The organism is Methylobacterium sp. E-012, assembly GCF_057836545.1.
The window spans coordinates 966,497-990,608 of record NZ_JBYQEY010000001.1 but is presented as its reverse complement, the minus strand read 5'-3'; the positions used below and the strand labels follow the sequence as shown (position 1 = coordinate 990,608).

Below are 24,112 nucleotides of genomic sequence, written 5' to 3'. Positions count from 1 at the left end.
GCCGAACGGCCGCGGTGTTGGCTGGCCGAGACGATGCACGTCGCGCGTGGCCAAGACTTGAAGGATGCCGGCGCACGGGCGCCAGGCTGGTTCGGGCTACGTCTCTCAGGCGTTCGTCCTTGAGCGCCGGATCAAGTGTCAAGGCCCGGCAGGTCGCCTCGGTGGCGGCGATCGGGCCAGAGCGTGGCGCGGGCCATCGGCGCGATCGCCACCCGCGCGTCTATCATGTGCCGTGTTACCGTGTCCGGGAGGCGGAGACGCGCGACGACGGCCTAGAGCCCGACGCGGTCGCCCAACCCTGCGCCGGCCGGTAGAGGGCCGAGGCCTTCCCGCGCCGATGAGGCAAGGTCCCGGCGGCCGAAGCGTCCCGGGCCGTAGCCGCAACGCTGCTCACGAACCATGGCGACCCGGAATGTCGGTAATCCGCCGCGGGTGGCAGCACCAGCTGGTTCAGCGATTTCTCAGCCTCGGCAGGGCGTCTCCGATCGTGCGCTTAATCGGTGCCCCGGTTGGAGGGGCGTCGCAGACGAGATCCACGCGCCGCCGACGCTAGGGACAGAAATCGACTCCAATCACCCCGGGCCATCACACAGAATTGGAGACGCAGCCAAATAAAGAGCGGCCTCATGAGCGGGCAGAGGCTGGCTGATCAGAAATCCCTGGATCTGCGCGCAGCCTTCCCGCCGAACCAGGCTGAGCTGCTCAGCAGTCTCGACGCCCTCGGCAACGATGCCCATACCCAACCGCTCGCCTATGCCGACCACAGCCCGCACGATCGCGGCCGAGTCCGCGCGGGCGATGTCGTTAACGAACGTGCGGTCGAGCTTAATTTCGTCAAATGGGAAGATCCGCAGGTAGCCTAGCGACGAATAGCCGGTGCCAAAATCGTCGAGCGCGATCCTCACACCACGTGCGCGTAACGCGTGCAGGCTAGCGAGCACCGAGTCCGCGTCATGCACAAGGACACTTTCCGTCACCTCCAGTTTGAGCCGGGTAGGCGACAGCCCACTGGTCGCGAGTGCCAAGAGCACAGCCGCCTCAAGTCCGCCACGCCGTAACTGGACCACCGAGACGTTTACCGCCACGCGGATCGGATCCGGCCAATCGACGGCCACACGGCAGGCCTCCTGCAGTGCCCAAGACCCCAATAGAACAATTAATCCGGTTTCCTCGGCCAGTGGGATGAAGATGCCGGGCGAGATCTCGCCGTGCACTGGATGCCTCCAACGCATCAAGGCCTCGAAACTGAGAACGACACCCGTCGTTGCATCAACCACAGGCTGGTAGAACAATCGGAACTCGCCGCGGCGGATCGCTTCGCCCATGTCAAGGGCAAGTTGGCTGCGCAGCGCGATGCGGACGCCGACATTGGCCTCGAATTCTCTGCACATGTTTCCGCCGGCGGCCTTGGCCTCGTAAAGGGCGATGTCGGCGCGCTTAAAGATTTCGTCGGTACTGACGTCCCTCTTGAGCGCAAGTGTGAGCCCGATACTGATGCCCACCTCAACCGTCCGCCCTTCAAGGGTCACCGGCTGGCTGACCGCCGCGATCAGTTGCTCCGCCAGGTGCGTGGCGTTGCTTGGCAGGTCGAGATGCGTGAGCAGGACCGCAAATTCGTCACCGCCGAGACGCGCCAAGGTGTCGTAGGGGCGCAACACCGCCGTCATCCGATCGGCCACAAGGCGCAGAAGGGCGTCTCCGGCCGGATGTCCGAGGCTGTCATTGACCGCTTTGAACCGATCAAGATCGCAGGCTAGCATCGCAACGAAGCCGTGCGTGCGGTGTCCCTGCGCTACGGCTTGGTCGAGGCGATCCCAGAATAGGGCCCTGTTCGGTAAGCCCGTGAGCGCGTCGTGCAGCGCCAGATACCGGATCTGCTCTTCTGCCCGGCGCCGCTCAGAGATGTCGCGCAGCGCCGCCACGTAGCCGATAGCGCGATCGTCAGACGGCTCACGCACCACCCGGACTGAGGCTTCGAGCCAGACGTGATGCCCTGCTTTATGCTGATAGCGCATACTCGCGACAAATCGGCCCTCGCGCTCGCCCTGCGCCTTGGCCCAAAGCTCGGTGAACATATTCTGTTCATCGGGATGGACGTGCTCGAGTTGCACGCTTCCGACGAGTTCCTCCGGCTCGTAACCCAGCACGGTACGTACGGCCGGCGAAACGTAAAGGCGGCGCAAGTCGAGGTCGCCGAGGATGAAGATATCGTTGGAATTTTCGGCCAAGAGCCGAAAACGGCGCTCGCTGTCGCGCAATGCGGCTTCCGCGGCGTTCCGCTGCGTGACGTCGGTGAAGGTTCGAACCAATCCGCCTTCCGGGATCGGCACGGTGCGGACATGGAGCACCGTGCCGTCCGGCCGCGAGCGCTCATAGTCTTCAATCATACTATCTGAATCTCCCTCTTCCAGCCATCGCCTTAACGGCTGCGGCAAGTGGGCAAACTCCCCCCGGGCCGCCTGACAGTTTCGAACATTGGCGAAAGCTGCCCCCCCGCGCAGAAGATTCTCTGGAACATTAAGCATCTGCAAGACGCGTTGGTTATAGACACGCACGCAATCGTTAGCGTCAGTCATTATAAGACCCTGATCGATATGCTCCAGGATCGTGCGAAAACGCATCTTCGACATCTGCAGCTATCTCCCGAACCGGATCAGGTCGGTGACATCCACGACCACACCCGAGATCGCTGCCCGTCCACCCGACCCCTCGCGCCCCGTCCATCCGTGACCCACAACTTCCAGCACAGAGCCGTAGGTACGCAGCATACGACTGAGTCCAACAAAGGCGCCATCAGCGTAGTTTAACGTGCCGCGCGTTCCCCGGTGAAACGCACGGAGTAGACGCGAACGCTCCCGCGGGTGATGGCTGACGATGTGCCGTCGAAGACTGATAAAGCCGTCCGCCCACACCTCCCGCTTGAGAGGGCGCCCCAACGCCTTGCACAAAACCACGCGACCGGTCTTCTGATCGATCTTCCAACGACCGATGCCGGGGATCTGACGACCCCGACGCTTTGCGCCTGGAGCGTTCTGCACATGCATCTGCCAAACAGCGATGACCGCTTCCTCGCGAGAGTTCGTGTGCAGGCGCTGACGTCGCCGCCCAGCATACAAGCCAGCTCACGGATTGCAATCTATGAGTGCATTATGGAATCATTTTCAACCAGAGCGGTTAGGGGCCTCGATCGAGGTGAGGAAGACGGTCGGCCAGACGATCCGAAGTTAGAGGCTTAGTCGAAAGACGGGGATGGACGCCCGGTTTGGACTCGAAACCCGTACGGAGATGACGATATCGGTCTGGAGCGTTTCCACGTCGCCCGCGGCTTCTGATCTCAGTTGCTCGATATCATTCATCGCCAAATGGCAATTTCAACTTCGATATGTGCCTTGGTTGTCTAACTATATCTTCGTTTTCAGCGAATAATCTGACAAACCGCGGAATACTTACTGAGAAAGATTGCCCTGGCCAGAAATCATGCTGGGGCCGTCTGTGCCTCCAAGAGACCTCCCACCCAGGCCCGCGCGACCATAATTCGTTTTTTTTTCGCTAATGGGTTGCATTGATCGGAGGAGAACTCCATTCTGGGTTGCAACGAGGGATCTCGGCCACGTCCCCCATTTCGGGCTGAACAGCCGGCTGAATGGGTATCGAGTGGGAGCAAACCAATGCCCAAAGCTATATTATACCGCAATGATGAGTGTGACGGGCAATCGAAGTCGGCTATTGTCTATAGGAATTTTGAATTTGCACTACGCCGTTTCGCTCAGGCCGAAGGCCGCGAAGTTCATTCGAACTTCAGACCGGAAGTTCTAGGCAAAAAACGCCCATGTACGATGTATAGGAGTATCCATAGCGTCATAGCTATCGGGTTGGCATCCCACGAGCGTCTGTCGAATGTCATCAGAACCAGTTTGATCTACCTAGATCCCAAACCTTCGAAGCTTTCCACCGGCGACGACATCGCAAATTTGTTGAACGGCATTGGAAGCACCAGGAAACAGTCGCGCGTCCGTCTGCTCGGCGACCGAGCACGGAAGGCATCGGTCTTAATCCAGCACGACCAAACCGCGGCACACGATCTTCCCCCTCTCAATCTCAACCTGAAGTCTCCGCGGACGGCCTCGGCGCCGAGGCTGGCAGTGATCAATCATCTCGATCGCGACTGTTTGGCGCGGACGATAGTCGGGCGGCTCATTGCCGAAACATCTTATTTCATCGACGGGTATGGCATGTCTGGTGAGTCGCACAATCGGACCCGTTATCTTGGCGACGATCAGATCAGTGATACCGCTTCGTGGGTGCATATTCACATCGGTTCGCAGCAAACCGACTCGGAACGCCTCCGGATATGCGACAGCTGGCAAAGCCGAGTTCCAGTCCTTCATTTCGACCTGAACACGACGATCCAGAGGCGCAGCGAGGGCCACGAGCTGAAGGACGGTGGGGATGTCCTCCGGTGCAACACCTACAATGAAGCCAGTGATCTCCTGACCCTGCTACTCGAGACGCCAAGCCTCTACAACCAACTGATCGAAGGCGGCCGGGCTTCTGTCGCGAGCGCAGCACAATCATGGCAGACATTGGTACAGGAGCTTGCGGCGTGATCCTGCGGATTGGCTGGCTAACACCGTTTACAAATCGATCCGGTGTGGGGACTTTCAGTAAAGCCGTAACAGATGCGATGCCTGAGACATATGGCGACCATCGCATCGAACTGAGTATCGTGACACAGATATCCGATGGATTGTACGAAACCAAACACAGGATCATTGACATCGAGAAAACAGCATCGGACAGCAATTTTTACAGTCTTTTTGATTTTATAATATACAACATTGGTAATAACGAAGAACATCATAAGCATATCTTTGACGTACTTCGAAACTATCCCGGAATTGTTATCTGCCACGATTATGTTTACCAGCACGTGCTTGCAAAAATTGTCCATGATCGCGGGAGTATGTTCGCGGATTATGTCGCAATTGCCGCCCGTTACGGGTCTCTAACCGATCTGCGCCGCGTGCGTCAGTCGAACATTACCCAGCCGTATGGATTGCGATACGCCGTGTGGGACTCTGAGATGAGTGGAGATATGCCGCTCGGAACTCCACTGTTTCAGCTGGGCTCAGGCCTGGTGGTGCACTCACGATACGCTGAGCGATATAACTCACAGCGATTCTCTGGTCCGGTTCTATGCCTCGGCATGCCGCATGATCAGCGGCCACATGCGATCTCTACGGACTCAGCAGCTCGAACTAGGCGACGTCGCACGATTATCTCCTTCGGGCATATTCAAAGCACGAAATGTATTCACGACGTTCTCGCGGCTATCGCCGATTCACCTAAGCTACGGAGCAAGATCGTCTACGTAATAGCGGGCTTCGCTAGCGATGCGCATTATCTCCAAAAGTTGTGGGACTTCGTCGCGGAAAACAATCTTGGTGAATGTGTGCGCTTTGCGCTAAACCTGAGTGACGCCGCACTGGAAGAGCAATGCATTGAGGCCGATGGCTTCGTGAACCTTAGGTTCCCGAACACGGAAGGCGCCTCGGTGTCGCTGATTGAGCAACTCCTAACTGGCAAACCGGTCGTGGTTTTTGATACTGGTTGCTACTCGGAAGTCCCAGACGATGCAGTTATAAAGGTTGCTGCGTCTCGGAGCGTGGAGGCTATTGCCAGTGCGCTGTATCGGTTGCTGGAAGAACCGGACACGCTCGCCCGGATCGGCGCGCGTGGACGCGACTACGCGCGACTGATCGACTGTCGAAGCTACGCTTGTCAAGTACTGGGGTTTATTAAACAGCACGAGGCTTTGCTTCGCAGGCGAGCCCTCGTCCACGCGGAGTCCTTCCTCGAGGGAACGCGCCTCTATGTTGAAGGTGTCGCAGAGGACGCATCGTGGGAGCGGGACTTGGCGTTGGCAAGAGAATCCCTCGATCTCCTAGAGCAGGGGCGTCTCGCAGACGATCCTGTTTTGATAGAAAGCCTGGATACCGAAGCTCTCGTCGAATTCGTGCAGGCGGCAATTCTGCGTTCCAGCACTAGCCGCCGCTTGACCGTTGCGCTGCATCGATACCTTGCTGGAAAGTTAGATGTCGTTCGTAGGACACGGACCATCAAGGCGGTTAAAACAGCCATTGAGACGTTTGACCCCTCTCTGATCGCCCTGTTCCCGGACATAGTCCCCTACGACGACATCACATTCTGGGAAGTCGTGGATGCCGTTACAGACCAAGCGCTCATCACTGTTGCCCATGCTGCCACCTATGGATCGCTCCCCAACTGCTCGCCGGTTCCGAGATCTCCAGACGCGTTCAGTCCATTATCGCGCGTGTATCTCGCTGATGCCCTGGAGCGTCGGCCCTCCGGCGAGAGAAAAGTATCTTCAAAAGCATTTGAGACATTGACAAAGTGGCTCCGGGCCGCCGCAGGGCCGGAATGTGACATCTATCTCGACCCATGTCCCGTTGGGCAACTCATCCGAATAGGTTCTGACGAGCAGGTACGGTATCTAAAGATGGTTGGGTTCTACGAAATCCACGGGGACCATGTCTGGACTATGCCCCCAAGCGCCTGTCTCTTCGTTTTCCCTGCACCGCGGGCGAAAAGTATCATGCTGTATGGGAACACGATGGACAACGTCGAGGATATTCAGATTGCGATCACAGCCCAGACGCGCGCGGGTCCAATAGAAGCGCGGCAAGTCCCGTCAAACGCGGGGAGGGTGTTCGAGATTGCTCTGCCGGATGAGCTGGAATACTCGCAAGGCAACCTATTGCAGCTATTTATCAATAGTGACGGATGCCGTTCGCCACGCGAGATGGGGCAGTCTGAAGATTTTCGAGCTCTCGGATTTCAGCTTAAACAGGTTCAAGTACTGTAATAGTTAATCTCAGCGATTTTGGTTATCACGCGGATACGCTCATGAAATTACTCCTCTACGGCGGTTGCCATGCTGTCATCATCAAGCGTTTGATAGATGAGCTGGGACCCGCTCACCGGCACCAAGTCGAGTGCCTCGTGAATTTTCAGCTGATCAATTCAGGCAAGTCTTTTCCTTATGAAAGTCTGCCTGCGTACGACGCGGTTATATATTCGCCCATTAGCAATAAGGGTGAGTATAACACCAGCTTCCTCGACGAGGCATGCTTGGCGGCCAACGTGCAGGCTATCCGCTTTCCGTGGCTGGAATGGCATGGTTACGCGCCTAGCGCGCAGAAAAAGCTTTTCTGGGGCCATCACGGCTGGTACTTTCCTGAACTCGTCTCAAGTTCCTGTAATTTCACGAACTTCGATGATTTTGTTTACTTCGCGCTTAACGAATTTCCGTCGTCCGAAACTATTAAATTGAGCTATGAGTATTCTACCAATCGAATCATTGACCAGGAAATTGGCTCCAAATGTGAAATCAGGGTGAGCGACTTTATATTAAACAATTACCACGATCGTCGATTGTTTCTGATTCCTGATCACCCGACGACGTATCTGTATCAATATATTTTAAATGAAATCGAGGCGCTTGTCGGTACACCGCTGGTGTCGGCCTGGCCATCGAACCTTCCGGAACTGCAGCCCGAGGAGCGAACGCCGATCTTGCCCCGGATCGCTTCTGAAATGGGGCTAACTTTCAACGATACATCGTGGTGTTCGGAGACGCAGCCGTTAAGCGCGATGGATGTCAATGCTTTCCTCGCCCTACATTTCGAGGCTGGCCGGGAAAGGCGCCAAGAGAGGATGGAAGGGAGCGACGTCGTTCTGGCCACGGCATGCCGCCCGACCTGGGCGAGCTCGGTCGCGAGGGGCCCCGACGTATCCACGCCCGTCGACCTTCCGATTTTTACTCAGGTCCTCATGCGCCGCTGGGCGATCGATGAGGGGAGTGACCATTTCACAGGCGACGTCTTGGCGGCACTGAGTGGTCACGGCGGTGGGATCCTTGCTCGTCGCCTCGGAGGCTTGAGCCGCTTCCGCACAGGGGATTGGATTTTTAGGTCGTAGGGGTGGGGGATAACGGTTCAGCCCGCGATTGACATTGTGCATTCGCGTCCATGGGCGAACGATCACTGCGAGATCCGGATATCTCCAGACTCAGTATATGGTGGATGAATTCATTCGTTATATCAAAGCGCTCGTCGCTCACCGCGGCGGTTCGAGCCCGATAACCCTGTATTCAAGCGGGAATTACCACCGGTCCGTATCCGTCATGTCTTTGTGGCATGAATCTTAAAAATGTGAAATTGGGATATACATAATCGTTCGTTGTTGCCATTCCCATTGCTGGTTTCATCCAATGGCATCGTAAATCGATCGACCCCCTTCGTAAGTCGTCAGATTTATAAAACAATTCATACAAATCAATGCATATTTTCCTGTGTCTGTCGAGTAATATAGTTTTTGACTAACAATACAACTTTCATATGTATTTATTCCAACAAAAGTGATTTGCTTCAGTCTTCGCCGATACGTATTGATTGTTAGCAAATCAATCCCCGAGCCTGAGCACCTATGCCCTGTCCGACCTGACTCGAGGTTTTATGATGACAGTACGAGCCCGAATACAATCAAGTGAGCTTGCTCCTTACGAACCTCGACAATCACAGGCAGACTTAAAAGACTGTTTTTTCTACCATACCATGACTTTTAGAGACGGCAGTGTAGCACAGGGCGCGTGGGATCTTCGTGGCCGGTTTTCCGATTACATTGGGCATGTCAGCCTCAATGGTTGCCGCGTCCTCGACGTCGGAACGGCGAGTGGATTTCTATCGTTTTCCGCAGAACAGGCTGGTGCGTGCGAAGTAGTCAGTTTCGACCAGGATACGGCGAAGCGCCAACATTTGCTGCCGTTTGCGGGCAGCCTCTACATGGTCGATCATGCATCTTGGGTGCGGAATCATGATCACGCTATGCAGGCTTGGAAGAACGCTTACTGGTACACTCATGCCGATCAGGGCTCTAACACAAAAGTTGTATATGGAGACGTGTATGATCTTCCAGCAGGGATCGGAGTATTTGATGTTGTGATTCTTGGAGCTATTCTTGAGCACCTCGGCGATCCCGTCCGCGCAATTGGCTCCGTATCAAAAATCTGCACCACGCGTCTCGTCATCAACACCGACTACATTTGTGGCGAAGAGCCAATGGCGCGCTTCAATGGATCGCCAAATTTCCCTGACCATAACTATATCTTTTGGACATACACGATCGGTACCTACCGACGGATCTTACAAATTTGCGGTTTTGAGATCGAGAGAATTTATGAAGACGTCTTCTTAGGGACGCCCGACGAGTTTGGCGGCCTCCGTCCTCTAATGCCGCGTGCAGCAATCGTTGCTCGACGGGTCGCTTCGCCTTAGCCACCCCAGCAATTCTGGGGGCGAAAAAATACATGCCTGCGATCCGTAATTTGCGGACAAAGAAAGCTTCTGGGCGGATGGAGGCCACATACGGTTGGCGGAAAACTCCATCTTCAAGAGGTTGAGCCGCCCATACGAGCAATTGTTGGTCCTAAGAAGTTTCAAGCCACGGCTTTTTGCCTCTTTTCCAAAAATGCCAACTTCGCTGTCTCGACACCGAGCGTCCTTGCCGGTGATCCACGTGGTTTTCTGCCCAGCCAGCATCTATCCTGGCTATTGCGGTGCGCCGATCTTGTAGCCTTAAATCCATCCGGGCGTTTCCACGAGGCCCTTTGCTACTAAGTCGTCGGGATTATTCAACTGGAAGTAGCGTCAATCGGCCTCATGCAATCTGAGCTTTCCAGTCGGATAAACATGTGTTGAGAAATGTGCTGCATGGAGCCGATTGGCGGTCGGGTGCTCTGTACGGTTGGGGGAAGTTGATGGTGTCGTTCAGTATGGCTAAGTACGCCCTTCAGGCGGCAGGGCTGATCGGCACTTGGAGCACGAATGTTGCTGCAGGTCGCTCTGTGCTCGATGTAGGCGCCGCAGCCCTGCTGGCCGGTAGCGCCAGTCTCGCTGGCAAGCCGCTTTCCCTCGAAGCTGCTCTGTACCGCACGCATCCGGATGACCGAACTTGGTTGTTTGACCGCATCAGCTATGTGCGACAGACCGGCGGTCCGTTCTCAGCCGAATTCCGTGTCTTGGATGAGCGCGGCGAGGTCCATTGGGTGCTCAATCGGGGCGCCCTAGTGCGCAACGGGTTTGGCCTCATGCAGGGCCTCGGCATTTATATCGATACCACTGATAGTCATCAGGGCCCCTTCACTCCACCGGCCTCAATGAATCAAGATATCGAGGACTCACTGGTTGCTGCCGCGGATCGCTGCATCGAGATACATCTAGCTCTCAAGCAGAGTGGCTATACGGACCTGCACAAGCTTTCAGGGTTCCTTCTGTTCGAAATCGGCCGCGCGCTCGCACGATTTTGACCGCATAGGCCGCGGCACGGGCGTGGACGGCGTGAGCGAGCCGACAGCATGGAAGGCACCTGCAGTTGCGCATGGCCCTCGATTGGTCCGCGTGGGTCGTCGGCCAGGCCGGCGTCGAACCCTCGCGGTTTCAGTTCGCCCACTCGGGGCGCATCATCCGCCCACCTGCGCGCGGTGCATTCTCAGCCCGTTGCGGCGACGCGGTCAGCGAGATCCTTCAACTCCTGGCGCAGGTCGGCGAGCTCGCGGTCGCCGAGGCCGGTACGGCAGACCACGGCCTGCTGTGCCGTCGCGACTTGGTCCTCCAGCAAGCGGCCCGCCTCCGTCAGGGCGACGAGGACGATGCGCCGGTCCGCGGCGCGGGTCCGGATCACGAAGCCAGCCGCCTCCAGCCGGTCGACCAAGGGCGTAATCGCGCTGGACGTGAGTTGCAGGCGGGCGGCGAGGTCGTGCACTGCCGTCACGCCATCCTGCCAGAGCGCCAGCATGACGAGGTACTGCGGGTAGGTCAGCCCGAACTCGCCCAGTAGCGGCCTGTAGGCGCGCACGACCGAGTTCGTAGCGGCGTAGAGGGCGAAGCAGAGCTGGTCGTCCAGCCGCAGGCCGCGTTGCTTCGTCGACGTTGCCACTGGCCGCTGCTCCATTCAGACTTTAATCATTCACGCGTGAAAGACATTGTCAACGGGCTGTATCTTGTGCGGCGGGAAACGCGCCTAACAGGCCTGCCTTTCCCGCTCTCTGAGCGTCCGCATCCGCGAAAAGTCGCCCGAAAGCGGACCGGCGCCTATCCACCGGACCCAGTCGTTCAGAGGCGCTCGCCCAAGCGGCTGGGTTTGGCCGAAAGCCGAATGACTGCTTCTGATTGATCCCGCGCTGAAACGGACACGGTCGCCCTGGCCATCGGTTTGAGGCACCAGTCCGTTATCGCGCACGCCATTCGCGGTGTTCGACCGGTCAGCTATTCAGCTGGATGCCTGCTCCGGCCATGCCGGACAGGACGTGGCGCAGCAGATCCGATCTCACCCGCCCCTGGCTGCCGGGCACCGTCCGGACCAGCACGGCCATCCTGACGGACGCCTCGGACAGGGCCGTCGCACCCAGAAACGCGGGCGGCGCGGTGAGCAGGGTAGCGAGCGTCTCGTCGGCCTCCACCGCCGCGATGGCCGCCGTGATCACGCCAGCTGCGGCTTCGTAGGGCACGCCGTGTGGCACGTAGATCGGGACCTCAAGCCCCGCCCAGTCGCGCGAGAAGTTCGTCACCGCCTTCAGCTCGCCGAAGGCCACCGTATGCATGTGCCCGCTGTCGTCGCGCAGTCGGACCGAGCGCAGCGAGAACGCCTCGACCCGACCCTGCAGGCCGCCGCTCTCGATCGTCTCGCCGACTCGGAACGCGTCGTCGAGCAGCAGGAAGAAGCCCGCGATGACGTCACGGACCAAGGCCTGCGCCCCGAAGCCGATCGTCAGGCCAACCACGCCAGCCCCGGCGAGCAGCGGGCCGATCTGCAGGCCGAAGGTCGAGGCGATGCTCAGGGTCGCCGTGACCGCGAGCGCGACAAGCACCACCGTCCGCAGGGCGGGCAGGACGGTGGCGAGGCGATCCGTGCGCGAGTCGCCGTCCGCCCGGGCGAGACCACGGTCGATCAAGCTGCGGACAATCTGCCAGGCAAGGTCGGCGCCGAGTAGGATCAGCAGGGTGAACACGATCTGGGTCGTAGCGGCTGCGCCTAAGCCTTCCTCGGACCCGGGCGCGCCCCTAACCACCAGCAGCAGTCCCGCGATCAACGCGACGTTGCGGGCGGCGTGGGCGACGATGCGTTCCTCGCGTGTCAGCGCTCCCAAGCGGTTCGGACCGAACGCGATCGTGCGCGCGGCGTCGCCGAGCGCCAACGCCAGCGCCGGCGCGAGGCCCAGCACCAGCGCAGCCCAAGCCACGGCGGAGAGGCCGGCCTGGGCCAGCAGCCACGCGGTGATGGGGACGAGGGCCAGCGCCACAATCGCCGGGCGCGGCGGACGTCTGTCCGCTCCGCGCCGCACCAGGACGACGGCGCAGACGACCGCCGGAATCAGGATGGCAGCGAGCAGCAGACTCAGGCTCGTGGCCGCGTCGGCGACGGCCGCGCCGGCGCCAGCCAGCCGCAGCAGCGCCGACCATAAGAGCCCCGCCGCCAGGGTGAGAGCCACGACCGTGACCCCGTGCTGCGCGCGCCAAGCCGCGTCCGTCGGCAGGGCGACGAGACGCAGCCGCGGGCCACCGGGGGCGAGCAGAAAGCGGCCGAGCACGCGCGTGGTGCGCACGGCGACGATGGCGAGCAGCACGTCCAGCGCCATGACGCCGGCGGCGGCCGGGGGTGCCGCAGCGAGGTAGGCGAGGCAGGCACCCGCCGCGAAGCTCAGGACCAAGCATTGGGCGAACAGCAGACGCTGGGCCTGGGCGACGGCCCGCTGTCGCACGGTGGCCAGCGGGCTGTCGGCGATCCGGCGCATCCACGTCGCGGACCAGCGGAAGAACAGGCGCTCAGCGAGCCACCCTCCGAACCATAGCATGAGGAGGCGCGCAGCCAAGCCAATCGGGCTCGTCTGCTCGTCTGCAACGAGCGTTGAGGCGGCTTGGCTAGTCGCTGCGGGGACCCCGGCGGCAGCCTCGACCAGATCGCCCGTTCTATCTCGGATCGAGCGGAGGTGCTCGTCCAGGTCGCGGCCGAGGGCGAGGCCGCCGAAGCCGAGCTGGAGCGTCTGCGCACTTGGTGCCGTCGGGAAAGCGCACAGGACAGCGAGGGCCGCCAGGCACCAGAAGCGGCGAGATCTTATCACGGCCGGCTTGCGCGCATGAATCGCGACCCACACACGAGAAGATGCGACACCGTTGCCGCCGGGGTCGTCATGCCCTCCTACACCACCTCATGCGTCGCGGCACCGCCTCGGTTTAGATCGTCACCTCCGTTCCTTCTGGATCGGCCCGGAAGGTCCAGGAGCCCCCACTTCTGAACGTCGAGGCCGTACCGAACGTGTTCTCCATGAACTGCATGTGTGTGACTTTGCCATCCCTGACCTTGGCGAGGACGGCGACCGGAGACGTGATCCGCTTGTCCATGACGCGTGAGCGGAAGGTGCACCGCGCGAACACTGCGACCCGCTCGTCGGTGCCGAATGCCTCCAGAACGTCGAAGGCCAGAATCCCCCAGTGGCGGTTCACGTCCACGAATGTCGCCAGGATGGATTGCGAACCGGCATGCGTGCCGCACCAGGGCATGATCCTACTCAGCTCTGGATTGTCGTAGTTCAGCGAGACGTAGGTGGCGTCCGGCTCGACCAGCGCGGCGATGGTGGCCGGGTCAGTCGCATTCCTCAGGACGGCGAGGACGGTCTCGGTCGGCGTCAGGGCGTTCATCACGTTCTCCTCGCGGTCAGCCGGACATCCCGCGCCGGGCATGCGGCAAGGGCGTCGACCTGATACGGTCAGGCCAGCACCACGATCTTCCCGCCGGCGCGGTTCTCCTCCATGCAGCGATGCGCCTCGGCGATCTCATCCAGCCGGAACGTCCGCCCGACCTGCACCCGCAGCGTGCCCGCGGCGACCTGATCGACGAGTTCCTGGAGCGGCGTGCGCATGAAGTCGGCCACGCCGCCGTCGTAGGTCGTCAGGCAGACCGCGCTGGGGATCGCGTCCATCGGGCTGAAGTCTGGAAGCGACCAGCGATCGCCCACCATCCCGGTCATGCAGACGATGCCGCCCGGCTTGGCGCAACGCAGCGAGTCTTCCAGTGTCGTGGTGCCGACGAGTTCGAGAACCTTGTCGACGCCGCTGGTACAGACTTCCCTGACTTGAGCCACGATGCGGCCGGTGTCGACGAAGACCTGGTCCGCACCGGCCTCGCGCAACAGGGTTGCGCGGTCCGCCCGTCGCGAGGTCGCGGCGACATGAGCGTCATGCGCCTTTGCGATGGCGGCGGCGGCAAGCCCGACGGACGTGGTGCCACCCCGGATCAGCAGGCGCTCGCCTGCCCTCAGGCGCAGGGCCGTGAAAAGCGAGCCCCAAGCCGTCTGCAGCATCTCAGGGAGCGCGCCGAGAGTCGCCCAGGGCAGATCAGTACGCACCACCTGCACTTGGCCGGCCGGCACCCGGACATACTCGGCGTAGCTTCCGTCGTACTGGCGCCCCATGCCGCCCATGACCGTCGCGACAGTCTCACCGTCGCGGAATTCCCCGCCGGGAGCCGCCGCGATCGTGCCGACCGCCTCGATGCCCAGCACGCGCGGGAACACGACATCGGGCGACTGGCCCCGGCGCGTGAACAACTCGGACCGGTTCAGGCCGAAGGCGCGCACGCGGATCAGAACCTCGCCGTCCCTGGGTTCGGGGACTGGAAGCGCCTCGACCTTCAGCGCGCCCGCATCGCCGGCCTCTCGGATCACCGCCGCCTTCATCGTCGCCATGAGCCACCCTCCTGTCATGCGAGGCTGCGCTTAGCCCTCGCCCTGCACGGGGTTGGTGTTGAAGATGTACAGGCTGATCCGCCACCTGCCGTCGATCCTGCGCAGCACGAAGACCTCGCGGTTCAGGTCGACAATTTCCTTGCCGCCCTCCAACACCGTGGCGCCCTTGTGGTGGTATGTACGCACCACCGCCGTGTCGCCGTGAACGTCGATGCCGGCGTAGCCGAACATGGTCGTGAACTTGGCGATCTGGAATAGGGCATCGTAGGCGTCCCTCTTCTCCTGAAGCGTCGAGAAGGTGGGCTTGTCGTTCCACTCCGCGATGCCGTCGGGTGCGAACAGCGCCAGGATGCCGGTCGTGTCGCCGGCATTCAGCAGTTGTTCGTAGCGATGCACCACATCAAAGGCCGACCGCTGCTGCGCCGCGACCGCCGGGTCGGTCGCGAAGGTGAAGTTCGGTCCAGGCTCGATCGCTGCATGCGCGAGGGGTTGGAAGAGGACTGCGCCCAAGACCGCCGCAATGACGCTGGAGCGCAGGATAGTCGTGAGGCTCATCATGGTCTTCCACCTGTACCGACCCGGCGGCCATCGAGACTGAGGCTGGTGGCGCCGGCGCGGGCGAGCTGCAGGAAGCCGCCCGCCATCGCGAGATTCTTCAGGAAATTGATCAGCTGGTTCTGGTCGGCGAACGCCGTGTGGAAGATGGCCGCGGTCAACAGGCACCAGCCGGCCAGCAGCACGCCGAGCGGACGCGTCCAGAGGCCGAGCAGAAGCAGTGCGCCGGAGCCGATCTCGAACGCGGCCGCCGGCCAGAGCAGCACGCCCGGAACGCCGTAGGCGGCCATGTAGCCCTGCGTAGCCGAGACGGCGGTGAGCTTGCCGATGCCCGAGAGCAGGAACAGCGCGGACATCAGCGTGCGGGCGGGCGCATCGGCCCATCTCGACAGGGTGAGGGTCATCGCGAGCGCCTCACGCCTACGCCGGCAGGACGGTGGAGAAGCTGTAGCGGGCGATCTTCCAGGTGCTATCGACCTTCCGGAACAGGAACAGCTCCTGATTGGCCTCCGGGATTTCGATGCCGGGCTGCAGGAGGCGGATCGTGCCCGTCGAGGTCGAGCGCAGGAACGCCCAATCAGGGGCGACCAGGCGGATCTCGGCGATCTCGAAGGTGATGTCGAGCTTGATCGCCCCGGCCATCCCGGCATAGGCGGCGTGCACGGCCGCCTTGCTGACCGCGGACGGACTGTTCTGAGCCATCAACACGGCGTCGTCGGTATAGAGTTCTGCCACGGCCGTGGCATCCGAGTTGTTGGCGGCCTCGGCGTACCGCGCCAGCACGGCCGCGATGGCCTGTTCGTCGACATCCATGGTGTCTTCCTCTGATCGTGGGAGTTTCATGAACTGGCCTCCGCTCGCATGAGCGGCGTCACAAAGCAGATCGGGAAGGTCGCCTCCGGTGGCGGAAGCCAGCCCGAGAGACCAGCCAGGTCACCGCCGCAATGTTCGCGTGCACTGTGCGGGAACCGGGTTCGGCTCGTGCGCTGGAGCTAAAGTCGAGGCGGCTTCGTGGGCGAGAAGCTGTAGCGTGCGATCCGCCAGAGCCCGTCGTCACCCTTCCGGAAGATAAACAGTTCCTGGTTGGCTTCCGCAGTGGTCTTGCCGGTCGAGTGATGCAGGGTCGTCCCGGCCGAGTTGGTGCGCACGAACGCCCAGGCCGGCGCCATCTGCACCACCTCGGCGATGTCGAACCTCACGCCGAACTTCAGTTCGGCGAAGACGGCGTCGTACGCCTTGCGGATCGCCGTCTGGCCGATGAACGACGGGCTGTAGGGAGCCATGAAGATGCCGTCTGGCGTGTAGAGCGGTAGTACCGCGGCCGTCTGACCGCCGTTGAGCGCAGCGTTGTACGAGGCCAGCACGGCGCGAATGGCCTCCTCGTCGGTCACCGCGCGCTGTGTGGTAGGGGCTCCATCGCTCGATTGAGCCAGGCTTGGACCGCTGACAAGGCAACTGAGCAGGAACAGCGGCGACGTAATGACGAACCGAAATTTCATCCCGGGCGCTCCAGCCACCGGTTTACGGTGCCGCATGGATATGCAACCGATGATCTGCCCATAAGACCGCGATTGCGGAAAACACCTTCCCAGATCTGGGATAATGAAGCTCGATCTGAACGCACTGCTGGTCTTCGCCAAGGTCGTGGAAGCCAACAGCTTTTCGGCGGCCGCGCGACAGCTCCGGGTGCCGGTCTCGACCGTGAGCCGGCGTGTCGCGGAGCTGGAAGGACAACTCGGTGTCCGTCTGCTGGAGCGCTCGACGCGCAGCCTGCGCTTGACCGACCTCGGTTCGGAGGTGCTGGAGCACGCCCGGCGCAGCGTCGAGATCAGCGACGCGGTCGCCGGCATCGTCTCGAACCAGATGACGTCCATCTCGGGCCTGCTGCGGGTTGCGGCGCTCCCGAGTATCTCCGATACGCTCGTCGCACCGCTCGTGGGCGCGTTCCAGGCCGCCCACCCGAACGTGCGCGTCCAGGTGCTGGTCACGGAGCGGCACGTGGACCAGGTCGCGGAAGGCATCGACATCGCCTTTCGGTTCGGCCCCCTTCGCGACTCGGGTTTGGTCGCGCGTCGCGTTCTCACCTATCGCCACCGTCTCGTGGCGAGCCCGACTTACCTGGCGGCGTGCCCAGCGCCGGACGTGCCGCGAGACCTGTACGATCACCGGCTCCTGGCGTTCTCGCTGAGCAAGCCGGACCATCGCTGGACGTTCATCCGCGCCGGACATGCGGACCGGGAGACCATCACCTTCCAGCCGCACTTCACGATGAACGACTATATCGGGCTCGCCACCGCGCTGCTGGCAGGGTCCGGCATCGGAGACTTGCCGCCAGTGGTCCAACCGGAGCTGCTGCGGGACGGCAGGTTGGTCGAGGTGATGCCGGACTGGCGGTTCCGGACCTTCGACCTGTCGCTGGTACATCTTGGTCACCGCCAGCTGTCACGACCCGTGCGCCTGTTCAAGGACTTCGCCATTGAACTGATGCCGACGCTCTTCCCCGACCTGCCGACCTGATGATCCGGATTGGCCTCTGACGCGCGCGGACGGCAGTGCACAGCTGTCGAAGGATGGGCTTGCGCGGACCGGTCGGACGCTGTCCGGCTGCTTGCAGATGAGCGACTGGGCAGAGTGAAACCACGATCCGGCACCGCTCCTATTCGGCAGCGGCCTTCCCCAGCGAGCGCAGTGCATCGATGAGGGCGCGCAGAGCGGGTGTAACCTGCCGGCTGGGATAGTAGAGGTGACACCCGGGGAAGGGTAAGCACCAAGCGTCCAGCACAGACACCAGCCGCCCAGTCGCTAGGTCGTCCGCGACCTCGTCTGCCAGCATGTAACCCAATCCCGCTCCCGCCCGCACCGCCGCACCCGCAAGGTCACCCTCGTTCACGACGAGCTGACCGCGTGGGCGCACACGCACCTCGCGCCCGGCGTTCAGAAACTCCCACGGCAGCAGGCCGCCCCCGCCGATCAGCCGATAGTTGACGCAGTTGTGCGCTTCCAGATCGTAAGGCGTCTCCGGTGCCGTATGACGCGCAAAGTAGTCCGGTGTTGCCACCACGACCGTGCGCAGATCCGGGCCGACGCGAACGGCCACCATGTCGCGCTCCACCGTCTCACCGAAGCGGATGCCGGCGTCGAACCCGGCTGCGACGATGTCTGTGAGGCGATCATCGATCACGACCTCGACCGCGACGGCAGGATGGTCGAGGAGAAAGCGTGGGAGTGCTGGCTGGAGCACGGCCCGGGCAGCGTAAGCGAACGTCGTCAGCCGGAGGCTGCCGGACGGCTCACCGCGCCAGTCAGCCAGCGCGGCGAGCCCGCGTTCCACCTCTAAGAGTGCGGGATCGAGCGAGCGCAGCAACTGAGTCCCCGCCGGTGTTGGAGCGACGCTGCGGGTCGTGCGCGCGAGCAGGCGAACGCCGAGCCGGGCTTCAAGACCGCGCATCGCGTGGCTGAGGGCCGAGGGCGACAGGCCGAGCTCGGCAGCCGCGCGCGTGAAGCTGCGGGTGCGCGCCACAACCGCGAAGGCCGCGAGATCGTCGAGGGTACCACGCCGCATTGCTGCATCTCGCTCATAAGCGCATGCCGTGCGAAACGGCTAATCGCTCGCGCCGCGCTGGGCTAGCTCTTGCGCGTCATCGACGAGGCGCAGCAATGGATCTGACCCACTATCGCACGCTCGGCCGCTCGGGATTGGCGGTGAGTCCCTTGGCGCTCGGCACCATGACCTTCGGCACGGCGCGCTGGGGCATGGACGAGGCGGCGGCTCGCGCCGTGTTCGACGCCTACGTCGAGGCCGGCGGCAACTTCCTCGACACCGCCGACGTCTACGCCGGAGGCGTAAGCGAGACGATGGTCGGCCGCTTCATCGCCGAGCATGGCCTGCGGGACCGAATCGTGCTCGCGACGAAGTCGGGGTTTGCCACCGGCACCGGACCGCACGCGGGCGGCAACGGCGCCAAGCACGTCTACACCACGCTGGAAGGATCGCTGCGCCGGCTCGCGACGGACTACGTCGACTTGTACTGGATCCACGTCTGGGACGGCGTCACGCCGGCGGAGGAATTATTGGAGACGATGGCGGCCCTCGTGCGGGCAGGCAAGATCCGCTACTGGGGCCTGTCGAACACGCCCGCTTGGTACGTCGCCAAGCTCGCGACGCTGGCGGGCGTGCGCGGCCTGCCGGGGCCGATCGGGCTGCAGTACTTCTACTCCCTCGTGAACCGGGACGTAGAGGACGAGCACGTACCGCTTGCAGCCGAATTCGGCCTTGGATTGGTGCCCTGGTCGCCCCTGGCCTACGGGCTGCTGACTGGCAAGTACGACCGGACCGCCGTCGAGGCGCGCAGTGAAATACGCGCGGACGGCCTGCCGAGAGACGCGGCCATGGCTGGCGAACTGCGTCCCGCCGAGGATAAGCGCCTGGACGGGGCGAACCCATTCGGCGACAGCCTGTTCACGCCGCGCAACTGGAAGATCGTGGAGGCGGTACGCCAGGTGGCTCATGCGATTGGGCAGCCGCCAGCGCGAGTGGCGCTGGCGTGGGTGATGGCGCGTGCAGGCGTGGCTTCGACGCTGATGGGCGTGAGCCGGGCGGTACAGGTCGCCGACAACGCGGCAGCACTCAGTCTCACCCTCGCACCCGACCATCGGGCTGCATTGGACGCAGCCAGAGCGTCGCCCGAGCCGCGCCTCATCTACGGCTTGGCCAGACCGCCAATGCGGCAGCACGTCGTGTTCGGCGGCAGCCATGTTCAAGCCATGTCAGAGGGGGCCTGAGGCAAAAGGCTGGTGTCCGCTTTGGAGGAGAAGCAGGGATGCCTCCGAACAGCCGGAATGGGCGCAAAGCCGAATGTCCGGTTATGCGTACGCTGACGATATGGCGTGACGTGGTATGGCCGGAAGCTGCCTGTCCGCTTCGGAGAAAATCGGTTGGAAAAGCGGACAGGCTTCTACTGACCCAACCCAGCCACTGAGAGGCCCCCGCCGACATCCCCCAAAGCAGACAAGCTGCGGCAATCTTCTGAACATCCCAGACAAGGGGGCGTACTAGGTGCCGACTGAGTCGGCGCCGCCGAACCGACTGTAGCGGTCCTCCAGGTCGGCGAGGTCGGACGGATCCGCCACGTCGCGGCGGGCCGCGGAGATAACGAGACCGGCATGCCGGTAAAGCTCCGCCGTCCGGTCGGGCCGCCTCTCGACCTCGGCGACGCGGGCAAGGACGTCGAGCATCCGACCTAGCACGTGGACCGAGCCGGCCGCGTTCTGCCGGATCATGTGGAACATGGCATCACACAGCCCGACGTAGTCCGTCACGGGATGGACGAGCACGGCGTGGCCATCCCGGAGCGTCACCCCGGTCGGCAGATGCCGCGGCGCGATCCGGCATAAGGCGTCGCCGAGATGGTCCACCACACTGCCGGCGGTGAACGGGTCGTTGATGCCGGGCGAAAGGGCCCGGACCGCGATCTCGACCAACTGCCGCACTGAGTATTCCGGGTCCTGGAGCGCGGCAGGGCGGCGGCCGAGCGTCACCGCGTCGAGGATGGCGGCCTCGGCCCCCTCAACCGGCGCGGACAATAACGCGATGGGGATGCCGCTCGGTACGTAGTCGCCGGGCCGCACCCGCAGGGTGACCGCGATCCCGTGCCCGTGGGCCCAGTCCGCCAAGGCGTCCTCGTCGATGGCCTGCACGTAGCCGCCCCCGGTCGCAGCCGCGGCCCGTCCAAGTGGCGCGTCGTCGGGACGGGCGGCCCCGGGTTCGTCCCGGGTATGGGCCGCGATGGCCCGGCAAAGGTCCTGCTGGACGGCGTCGACCACGGTCTCGATGTTGATGCTGGTGGCGATGTGGTGGACGAACCAGACCAGCGTGCCGACCGCGACCAGCGCTAGGACCAGGGCGCCGGTGATGGCGAGGTGCGGGACGAACGGGTCCTCCTCCACCGTCCGCACCGTGCGCAGGACCATCAGCGCGTAGGCGAAAGTGCCAAGGAAGATGCCGAGCACCGTCTGATTGCGGCCGTCGCGGATGAAGTTGCGCAGGAGCCGGGGGCCCATCTGACCGGAAGCCAGGGTCAGGGCGGCGATGGTGATGGAGAAGGTTGTGCCCGCGACCCCGATGTTCGAGGAGGCGATGGCGCTGAGCAGCGCCCGCGCGCCCTCGGCCCCGCCGGAATAGCCCCAGTTCGTGTCCGGCGAGGAGGGGTCGAAGCCGGCGACGTGGGCCGTCTCCAGCCAGACCCCGAACTGGGCCAGCAGGATGCAGCCGAGGACGACGAGGGCCGGCCGGAGCCAGAACATGTCGCCGAGGATCTCAAGCCAGGCTTTGACGCGTACTCTCATCGTTGCGGACCGCCCCCTTCCGAGCCCGGCAACGACCGGCACGATGGGGCGTTCCGGATGACCGCAGGCGGGAAGGACGGCCCTTGATCTCTATCTTCGACCTCGCAGCCATGCTGCTGACGTTGTCGGCGTTGTTCGGCTGGCTGAACCGGCGCTTCCTGCGCATGCCGCACAGCATCGGCCTGCTCGTGATGGGGCTACTCGCCTCGCTCGCGCTGGTGCTCGTCGACGTCGCTTTCCCAGCGCAGCATCTCTATCAGGACCTGACGGGCGTCCTTGACCAAGTCGACTTCACCGGCGTGGTCATGAATGGCATGCTGGCGTTCCTGCTGTTCGCCGGCGCAATGAACCTCGACCTCCGGGCGCTCCGGGAGCGGTCCATGGCGGTGGCGACCCTCGCGTTGCTCGGGACGGTCATCTCCACCGCCCTGGTCGGCGGGGCGTTCTGGGCGGCGGGACAGACGCTCGGCACCCCGCTGCCCCTGGGCTGGGCTCTCGTGTTCGGCGCGCTGATCAGCCCGACCGATCCCGTCGCAGTGCTGGCTACCCTGAAGAACGTGGAGGTGCCGGAAGCCCTTGAAGTCGAGATGCAGGGCGAGGCGCTGTTCAACGACGGCGTCGGCATCGTGTTGTTCACGGTGCTCGTCGCCTTCGCCTCCGGCAAGGGCGGCGAGGCGACGAGCGCGGGCGGGGTGGCGACGCTCCTCCTCCACGAGGCCGGGGGAGGCATGCTGCTTGGCGTCGTCACCGGCTACGTCGCCTACCGGGCGATGAAGGCCATCGACGACTTCCCCGTGGAGGTGCTGATCACTCTGGCCCTCGTGACCGGGACCTACGCCATCGCGCAGAAGCTCGGGGCGAGCGGCCCCCTCGCGGTGGTGGCTGCCGGGCTTCTGATCGGCGAGCGCGCCCCGCGCTACGCGATGAGCGATAACACCCAGAAGTACGTCTCGATCCTATGGACGCTCGTCGATGAGGTGCTGAACTCGGTCCTGTTCCTCCTGATCGGCCTGGAAGTGCTCGTCCTGCGTTTCCAGGTCTCCGGACTGGCCCTAGCAGCCTGCGCAGTGCCCATTGTGCTCGTCGCTCGCCTCGTGGCGGTCACGACGCCTGTCCTCTTGTTCCGCTGGGGAGGCAACCTCTCGCTTGGCAACGTGCCGTTCCTGACCTGGGCGGGCGTGCGCGGCGGCATCTCGGTGGCGCTGGCCCTTTCGATCCCGGAGAGCGAGGCCAAGCCCGCGATCCTGGCGGCGACCTACGCCGTGGTGTTGTTCACCATCATCGTGCAGGGGTCGACCCTCGGCCTCGTAGCGCGGCGGACCCTTCGAGCGAGCTAACCGTCACTGAACTTCCCTGAGCCAATGCGAACTGACAGTGACGGACGAAATTACGAGAGGTCTGTTGGGAAGTGTAAGCGGCTGACGACAACGTCCGCTTGGATGCATTGCGAGCCGAAAAGCGGACCTGCAGAGATCCGCCCCGAGCAGCCATCTCGCTCCCGACCCAACCCAGCCGCCCAGACCGCTGGCTGCGCTGCTCCAAAGCGGCCGTTGATGAGCCCTCCAGCAACTTCGGCTCGGGGTGGGAAGCGGACGTTGGCCTGTCGCTCCGAACCGGACGTTCCGCATCCGACCCTGGCTGTGTCAAAACTCCGATGGTGGCAGCTTTCCTCTGCACGACCGGAGGCCGGCATGGGACGGTTTGTTGTCGGTACCGAGCGCAATCAGACGACGCTATTTCCGCCTTGCCTGGAAGACTGGATCGCTGAGGACAACCCTGTCCGTGTCGTCGATGCCTTCGTGGAGGCCCTGGAACTCGGCGCGCTCGGCTTTGCGGGCGTCGATGCGGCACGGACGGGCCGATCTGGCACACCTCGGTCGAGAATGGTCTGACGCTGCATCGTTACTGGACGAACGTCTGCCAGACCTGCCCGATGAAGGCGGACTGCACGACGGGGAAGGAGCGCCGGGTGACACGGTGGGAGCACGAGGACGTACTGGAGGCCGTGCAGCGCCGGTTGGACGGCGATCCGCTGGCCATGCGGGTCCGGCGCGAGACGGTCGAGCACCCCTTTGGCACGTTGAAGGCGCGGATGGGGGCGACGCACTTCCTGACCAAGACGTTGCCGCGCGTCTCGACCGAGATGGCACTTCAGGTCCTGGCCTACAATCTGACGCGTGTTCTCAACATTCTGGGAAGCCGGAAGCTCTTAGATGCCATTCCCGCCTGAGCAAGAGCCTTGGATCGCTCACTGAGGAACTGAAAAGCCGTACAACAGCGCCTTCAACTCAATCGGATTGTCGCTCGACCACAAAAGGTCGCTCCAAGCGATGGAACGCCCATTCTCGCAAGATTGGGGGGCACCCGAGCGCAAAGCCCATTCCCGGCGTT

The 24,112-nt window shown here is 62.6% G+C and carries 20 protein-coding genes and 1 pseudogene; 10 read left to right on the top strand and 11 right to left on the bottom strand.

What is annotated here, in order from left to right; translation table 11 throughout:
* Positions 1-572 precede the first annotated feature (572 nt).
* The gene (locus AC3IF1_RS04585) at positions 573-2,630 is read right to left on the bottom strand and encodes a putative bifunctional diguanylate cyclase/phosphodiesterase (RefSeq protein ID WP_489216165.1); all 2,058 of its coding nucleotides are present in this window, start codon (positions 2,628-2,630) and stop codon (positions 573-575) included.
* 1,038 nt (positions 2,631-3,668) lie between these two features.
* Between AC3IF1_RS04585 and AC3IF1_RS04580 the strand changes: the two genes are divergently transcribed.
* From AC3IF1_RS04580 to AC3IF1_RS04560, 5 genes are all read left to right on the top strand, one after another.
* Positions 3,669-4,607 carry a hypothetical protein gene (locus AC3IF1_RS04580; protein ID WP_489216164.1) on the top strand — a complete coding sequence of 313 codons (939 nt, stop codon included), beginning with the start codon at positions 3,669-3,671 and terminating at the stop codon, positions 4,605-4,607.
* Positions 4,604-6,886 (top strand): glycosyltransferase, encoded by a 2,283-nt coding sequence (locus AC3IF1_RS04575; RefSeq protein WP_489216163.1) that lies wholly within the window; start codon positions 4,604-4,606, stop codon positions 6,884-6,886. Before AC3IF1_RS04580 ends, AC3IF1_RS04575 begins: the two co-directional genes overlap by 4 nt.
* Positions 6,887-6,927: 41 nt before the next feature.
* The gene (locus AC3IF1_RS04570; RefSeq protein WP_489216162.1) at positions 6,928-8,001 is read left to right on the top strand and encodes a WcbI family polysaccharide biosynthesis putative acetyltransferase; all 1,074 of its coding nucleotides are present in this window, start codon (positions 6,928-6,930) and stop codon (positions 7,999-8,001) included.
* Positions 8,002-8,474: 473 nt separating this feature from the next.
* Complete coding sequence (locus tag AC3IF1_RS04565) at positions 8,475-9,356, top strand: class I SAM-dependent methyltransferase (RefSeq protein ID WP_489216161.1); 882 nt, start codon at positions 8,475-8,477, stop codon at positions 9,354-9,356.
* Positions 9,357-9,838: 482 nt separating this feature from the next.
* Positions 9,839-10,387: a PAS domain-containing protein gene (locus AC3IF1_RS04560; protein ID WP_489216160.1), complete on the top strand. Its 549-nt coding sequence runs from the start codon at positions 9,839-9,841 to the stop codon at positions 10,385-10,387.
* 182 nt (positions 10,388-10,569) lie between these two features.
* Here the strand turns inward: AC3IF1_RS04560 and AC3IF1_RS04555 are convergent, their stop codons facing one another.
* From AC3IF1_RS04555 to AC3IF1_RS04520, 8 genes are all read right to left on the bottom strand, one after another.
* On the bottom strand, positions 10,570-11,016 hold the full coding sequence (locus AC3IF1_RS04555; protein ID WP_243969426.1) for a MarR family winged helix-turn-helix transcriptional regulator: 447 nt from the start codon (positions 11,014-11,016) through the stop codon (positions 10,570-10,572).
* 325 nt (positions 11,017-11,341) lie between these two features.
* Entirely contained in the window at positions 11,342-13,198 is a 1,857-nt protein-coding gene (locus AC3IF1_RS04550) for a mechanosensitive ion channel family protein (protein WP_489216159.1), read from the bottom strand.
* A gap of 112 nt (positions 13,199-13,310) precedes the next feature.
* Positions 13,311-13,775: a nuclear transport factor 2 family protein gene (locus AC3IF1_RS04545; protein ID WP_243969394.1), complete on the bottom strand. Its 465-nt coding sequence runs from the start codon at positions 13,773-13,775 to the stop codon at positions 13,311-13,313.
* 68 nt (positions 13,776-13,843) lie between these two features.
* Positions 13,844-14,812, bottom strand: a complete 969-nt coding sequence (locus tag AC3IF1_RS04540; protein ID WP_489216158.1) for a zinc-binding alcohol dehydrogenase family protein — start codon at positions 14,810-14,812, stop codon at positions 13,844-13,846.
* 39 nt (positions 14,813-14,851) lie between these two features.
* A complete protein-coding gene (locus tag AC3IF1_RS04535; protein ID WP_243969390.1) occupies positions 14,852-15,379 on the bottom strand; it encodes a YybH family protein in 528 nt (175 codons plus the stop codon).
* A complete protein-coding gene (locus AC3IF1_RS04530; RefSeq protein ID WP_489216157.1) occupies positions 15,376-15,780 on the bottom strand; it encodes a DoxX family protein in 405 nt (134 codons plus the stop codon). Before AC3IF1_RS04530 ends, AC3IF1_RS04535 begins: the two co-directional genes overlap by 4 nt.
* A 16-nt stretch (positions 15,781-15,796) precedes the next feature.
* Positions 15,797-16,189 carry a YybH family protein gene (locus AC3IF1_RS04525; RefSeq protein ID WP_243969387.1) on the bottom strand — a complete coding sequence of 131 codons (393 nt, stop codon included), beginning with the start codon at positions 16,187-16,189 and terminating at the stop codon, positions 15,797-15,799.
* A 179-nt stretch (positions 16,190-16,368) separates the two neighbouring features.
* Positions 16,369-16,875, bottom strand: a complete 507-nt coding sequence (locus AC3IF1_RS04520) for a YybH family protein (RefSeq protein WP_243969385.1) — start codon at positions 16,873-16,875, stop codon at positions 16,369-16,371.
* A gap of 103 nt (positions 16,876-16,978) precedes the next feature.
* Here AC3IF1_RS04520 and AC3IF1_RS04515 point away from each other — a divergent pair, with 103 nt between their 5' ends.
* Positions 16,979-17,893: a LysR family transcriptional regulator gene (locus AC3IF1_RS04515; protein ID WP_243969383.1), complete on the top strand. Its 915-nt coding sequence runs from the start codon at positions 16,979-16,981 to the stop codon at positions 17,891-17,893.
* A gap of 139 nt (positions 17,894-18,032) precedes the next feature.
* Here the strand turns inward: AC3IF1_RS04515 and AC3IF1_RS04510 are convergent, their stop codons facing one another.
* On the bottom strand, positions 18,033-18,938 hold the full coding sequence (locus AC3IF1_RS04510; RefSeq protein WP_243969382.1) for a LysR family transcriptional regulator: 906 nt from the start codon (positions 18,936-18,938) through the stop codon (positions 18,033-18,035).
* Between the two features lie 95 nt (positions 18,939-19,033).
* Between AC3IF1_RS04510 and AC3IF1_RS04505 the strand changes: the two genes are divergently transcribed.
* Positions 19,034-20,158: an aldo/keto reductase gene (locus AC3IF1_RS04505; RefSeq protein WP_489216156.1), complete on the top strand. Its 1,125-nt coding sequence runs from the start codon at positions 19,034-19,036 to the stop codon at positions 20,156-20,158.
* Between the two features lie 270 nt (positions 20,159-20,428).
* Here the strand turns inward: AC3IF1_RS04505 and AC3IF1_RS04500 are convergent, their stop codons facing one another.
* A complete protein-coding gene (locus tag AC3IF1_RS04500; protein ID WP_489216155.1) occupies positions 20,429-21,721 on the bottom strand; it encodes a DUF2254 domain-containing protein in 1,293 nt (430 codons plus the stop codon).
* Positions 21,722-21,804: 83 nt separating this feature from the next.
* Here AC3IF1_RS04500 and AC3IF1_RS04495 point away from each other — a divergent pair, with 83 nt between their 5' ends.
* From AC3IF1_RS04495 to AC3IF1_RS04485, 3 genes and pseudogenes are all read left to right on the top strand, one after another.
* Positions 21,805-23,058, top strand: coding sequence for a cation:proton antiporter (locus AC3IF1_RS04495; RefSeq protein ID WP_489216154.1), 1,254 nt, complete (start codon positions 21,805-21,807; stop codon positions 23,056-23,058).
* A 354-nt stretch (positions 23,059-23,412) separates the two neighbouring features.
* Positions 23,413-23,613 carry a hypothetical protein gene (locus tag AC3IF1_RS04490; RefSeq protein WP_489216153.1) on the top strand — a complete coding sequence of 67 codons (201 nt, stop codon included), beginning with the start codon at positions 23,413-23,415 and terminating at the stop codon, positions 23,611-23,613.
* Positions 23,589-23,951 (top strand): annotated as a pseudogene (locus tag AC3IF1_RS04485) (transposase); the annotation flags it as partial. The gene AC3IF1_RS04490 and the pseudogene AC3IF1_RS04485, both read left to right, overlap by 25 nt.
* Positions 23,952-24,112 lie beyond the last annotated feature (161 nt).

What these genes read in the sequence shown, in the direction of transcription:
- AC3IF1_RS04505 (WP_489216156.1), top strand. Translation starts at nt 19,034, where the DNA reads ATGGATCTGACCCACTATCGCACGCTCGGCCGCTCGGGATTGGCGGTG.
- AC3IF1_RS04570 (WP_489216162.1), top strand. Translation starts at nt 6,928, where the DNA reads ATGAAATTACTCCTCTACGGCGGTTGCCATGCTGTCATCATCAAGCGT.
- AC3IF1_RS04530 (WP_489216157.1), bottom strand. Translation starts at nt 15,780, where the DNA reads ATGACCCTCACCCTGTCGAGATGGGCCGATGCGCCCGCCCGCACGCTG.
- AC3IF1_RS04515 (WP_243969383.1), top strand. Translation starts at nt 16,979, where the DNA reads ATGAAGCTCGATCTGAACGCACTGCTGGTCTTCGCCAAGGTCGTGGAA.
- AC3IF1_RS04585 (WP_489216165.1), bottom strand. Translation starts at nt 2,630, where the DNA reads ATGTCGAAGATGCGTTTTCGCACGATCCTGGAGCATATCGATCAGGGT.
- AC3IF1_RS04525 (WP_243969387.1), bottom strand. Translation starts at nt 16,189, where the DNA reads ATGGATGTCGACGAACAGGCCATCGCGGCCGTGCTGGCGCGGTACGCC.
- AC3IF1_RS04560 (WP_489216160.1), top strand. Translation starts at nt 9,839, where the DNA reads ATGGTGTCGTTCAGTATGGCTAAGTACGCCCTTCAGGCGGCAGGGCTG.
- AC3IF1_RS04545 (WP_243969394.1), bottom strand. Translation starts at nt 13,775, where the DNA reads ATGAACGCCCTGACGCCGACCGAGACCGTCCTCGCCGTCCTGAGGAAT.
- AC3IF1_RS04535 (WP_243969390.1), bottom strand. Translation starts at nt 15,379, where the DNA reads ATGATGAGCCTCACGACTATCCTGCGCTCCAGCGTCATTGCGGCGGTC.
- AC3IF1_RS04520 (WP_243969385.1), bottom strand. Translation starts at nt 16,875, where the DNA reads ATGAAATTTCGGTTCGTCATTACGTCGCCGCTGTTCCTGCTCAGTTGC.
- AC3IF1_RS04540 (WP_489216158.1), bottom strand. Translation starts at nt 14,812, where the DNA reads ATGAAGGCGGCGGTGATCCGAGAGGCCGGCGATGCGGGCGCGCTGAAG.
- AC3IF1_RS04510 (WP_243969382.1), bottom strand. Translation starts at nt 18,938, where the DNA reads ATGCGGCGTGGTACCCTCGACGATCTCGCGGCCTTCGCGGTTGTGGCG.
- AC3IF1_RS04490 (WP_489216153.1), top strand. Translation starts at nt 23,413, where the DNA reads ATGGGACGGTTTGTTGTCGGTACCGAGCGCAATCAGACGACGCTATTT.
- AC3IF1_RS04580 (WP_489216164.1), top strand. Translation starts at nt 3,669, where the DNA reads ATGCCCAAAGCTATATTATACCGCAATGATGAGTGTGACGGGCAATCG.
- AC3IF1_RS04500 (WP_489216155.1), bottom strand. Translation starts at nt 21,721, where the DNA reads ATGAGAGTACGCGTCAAAGCCTGGCTTGAGATCCTCGGCGACATGTTC.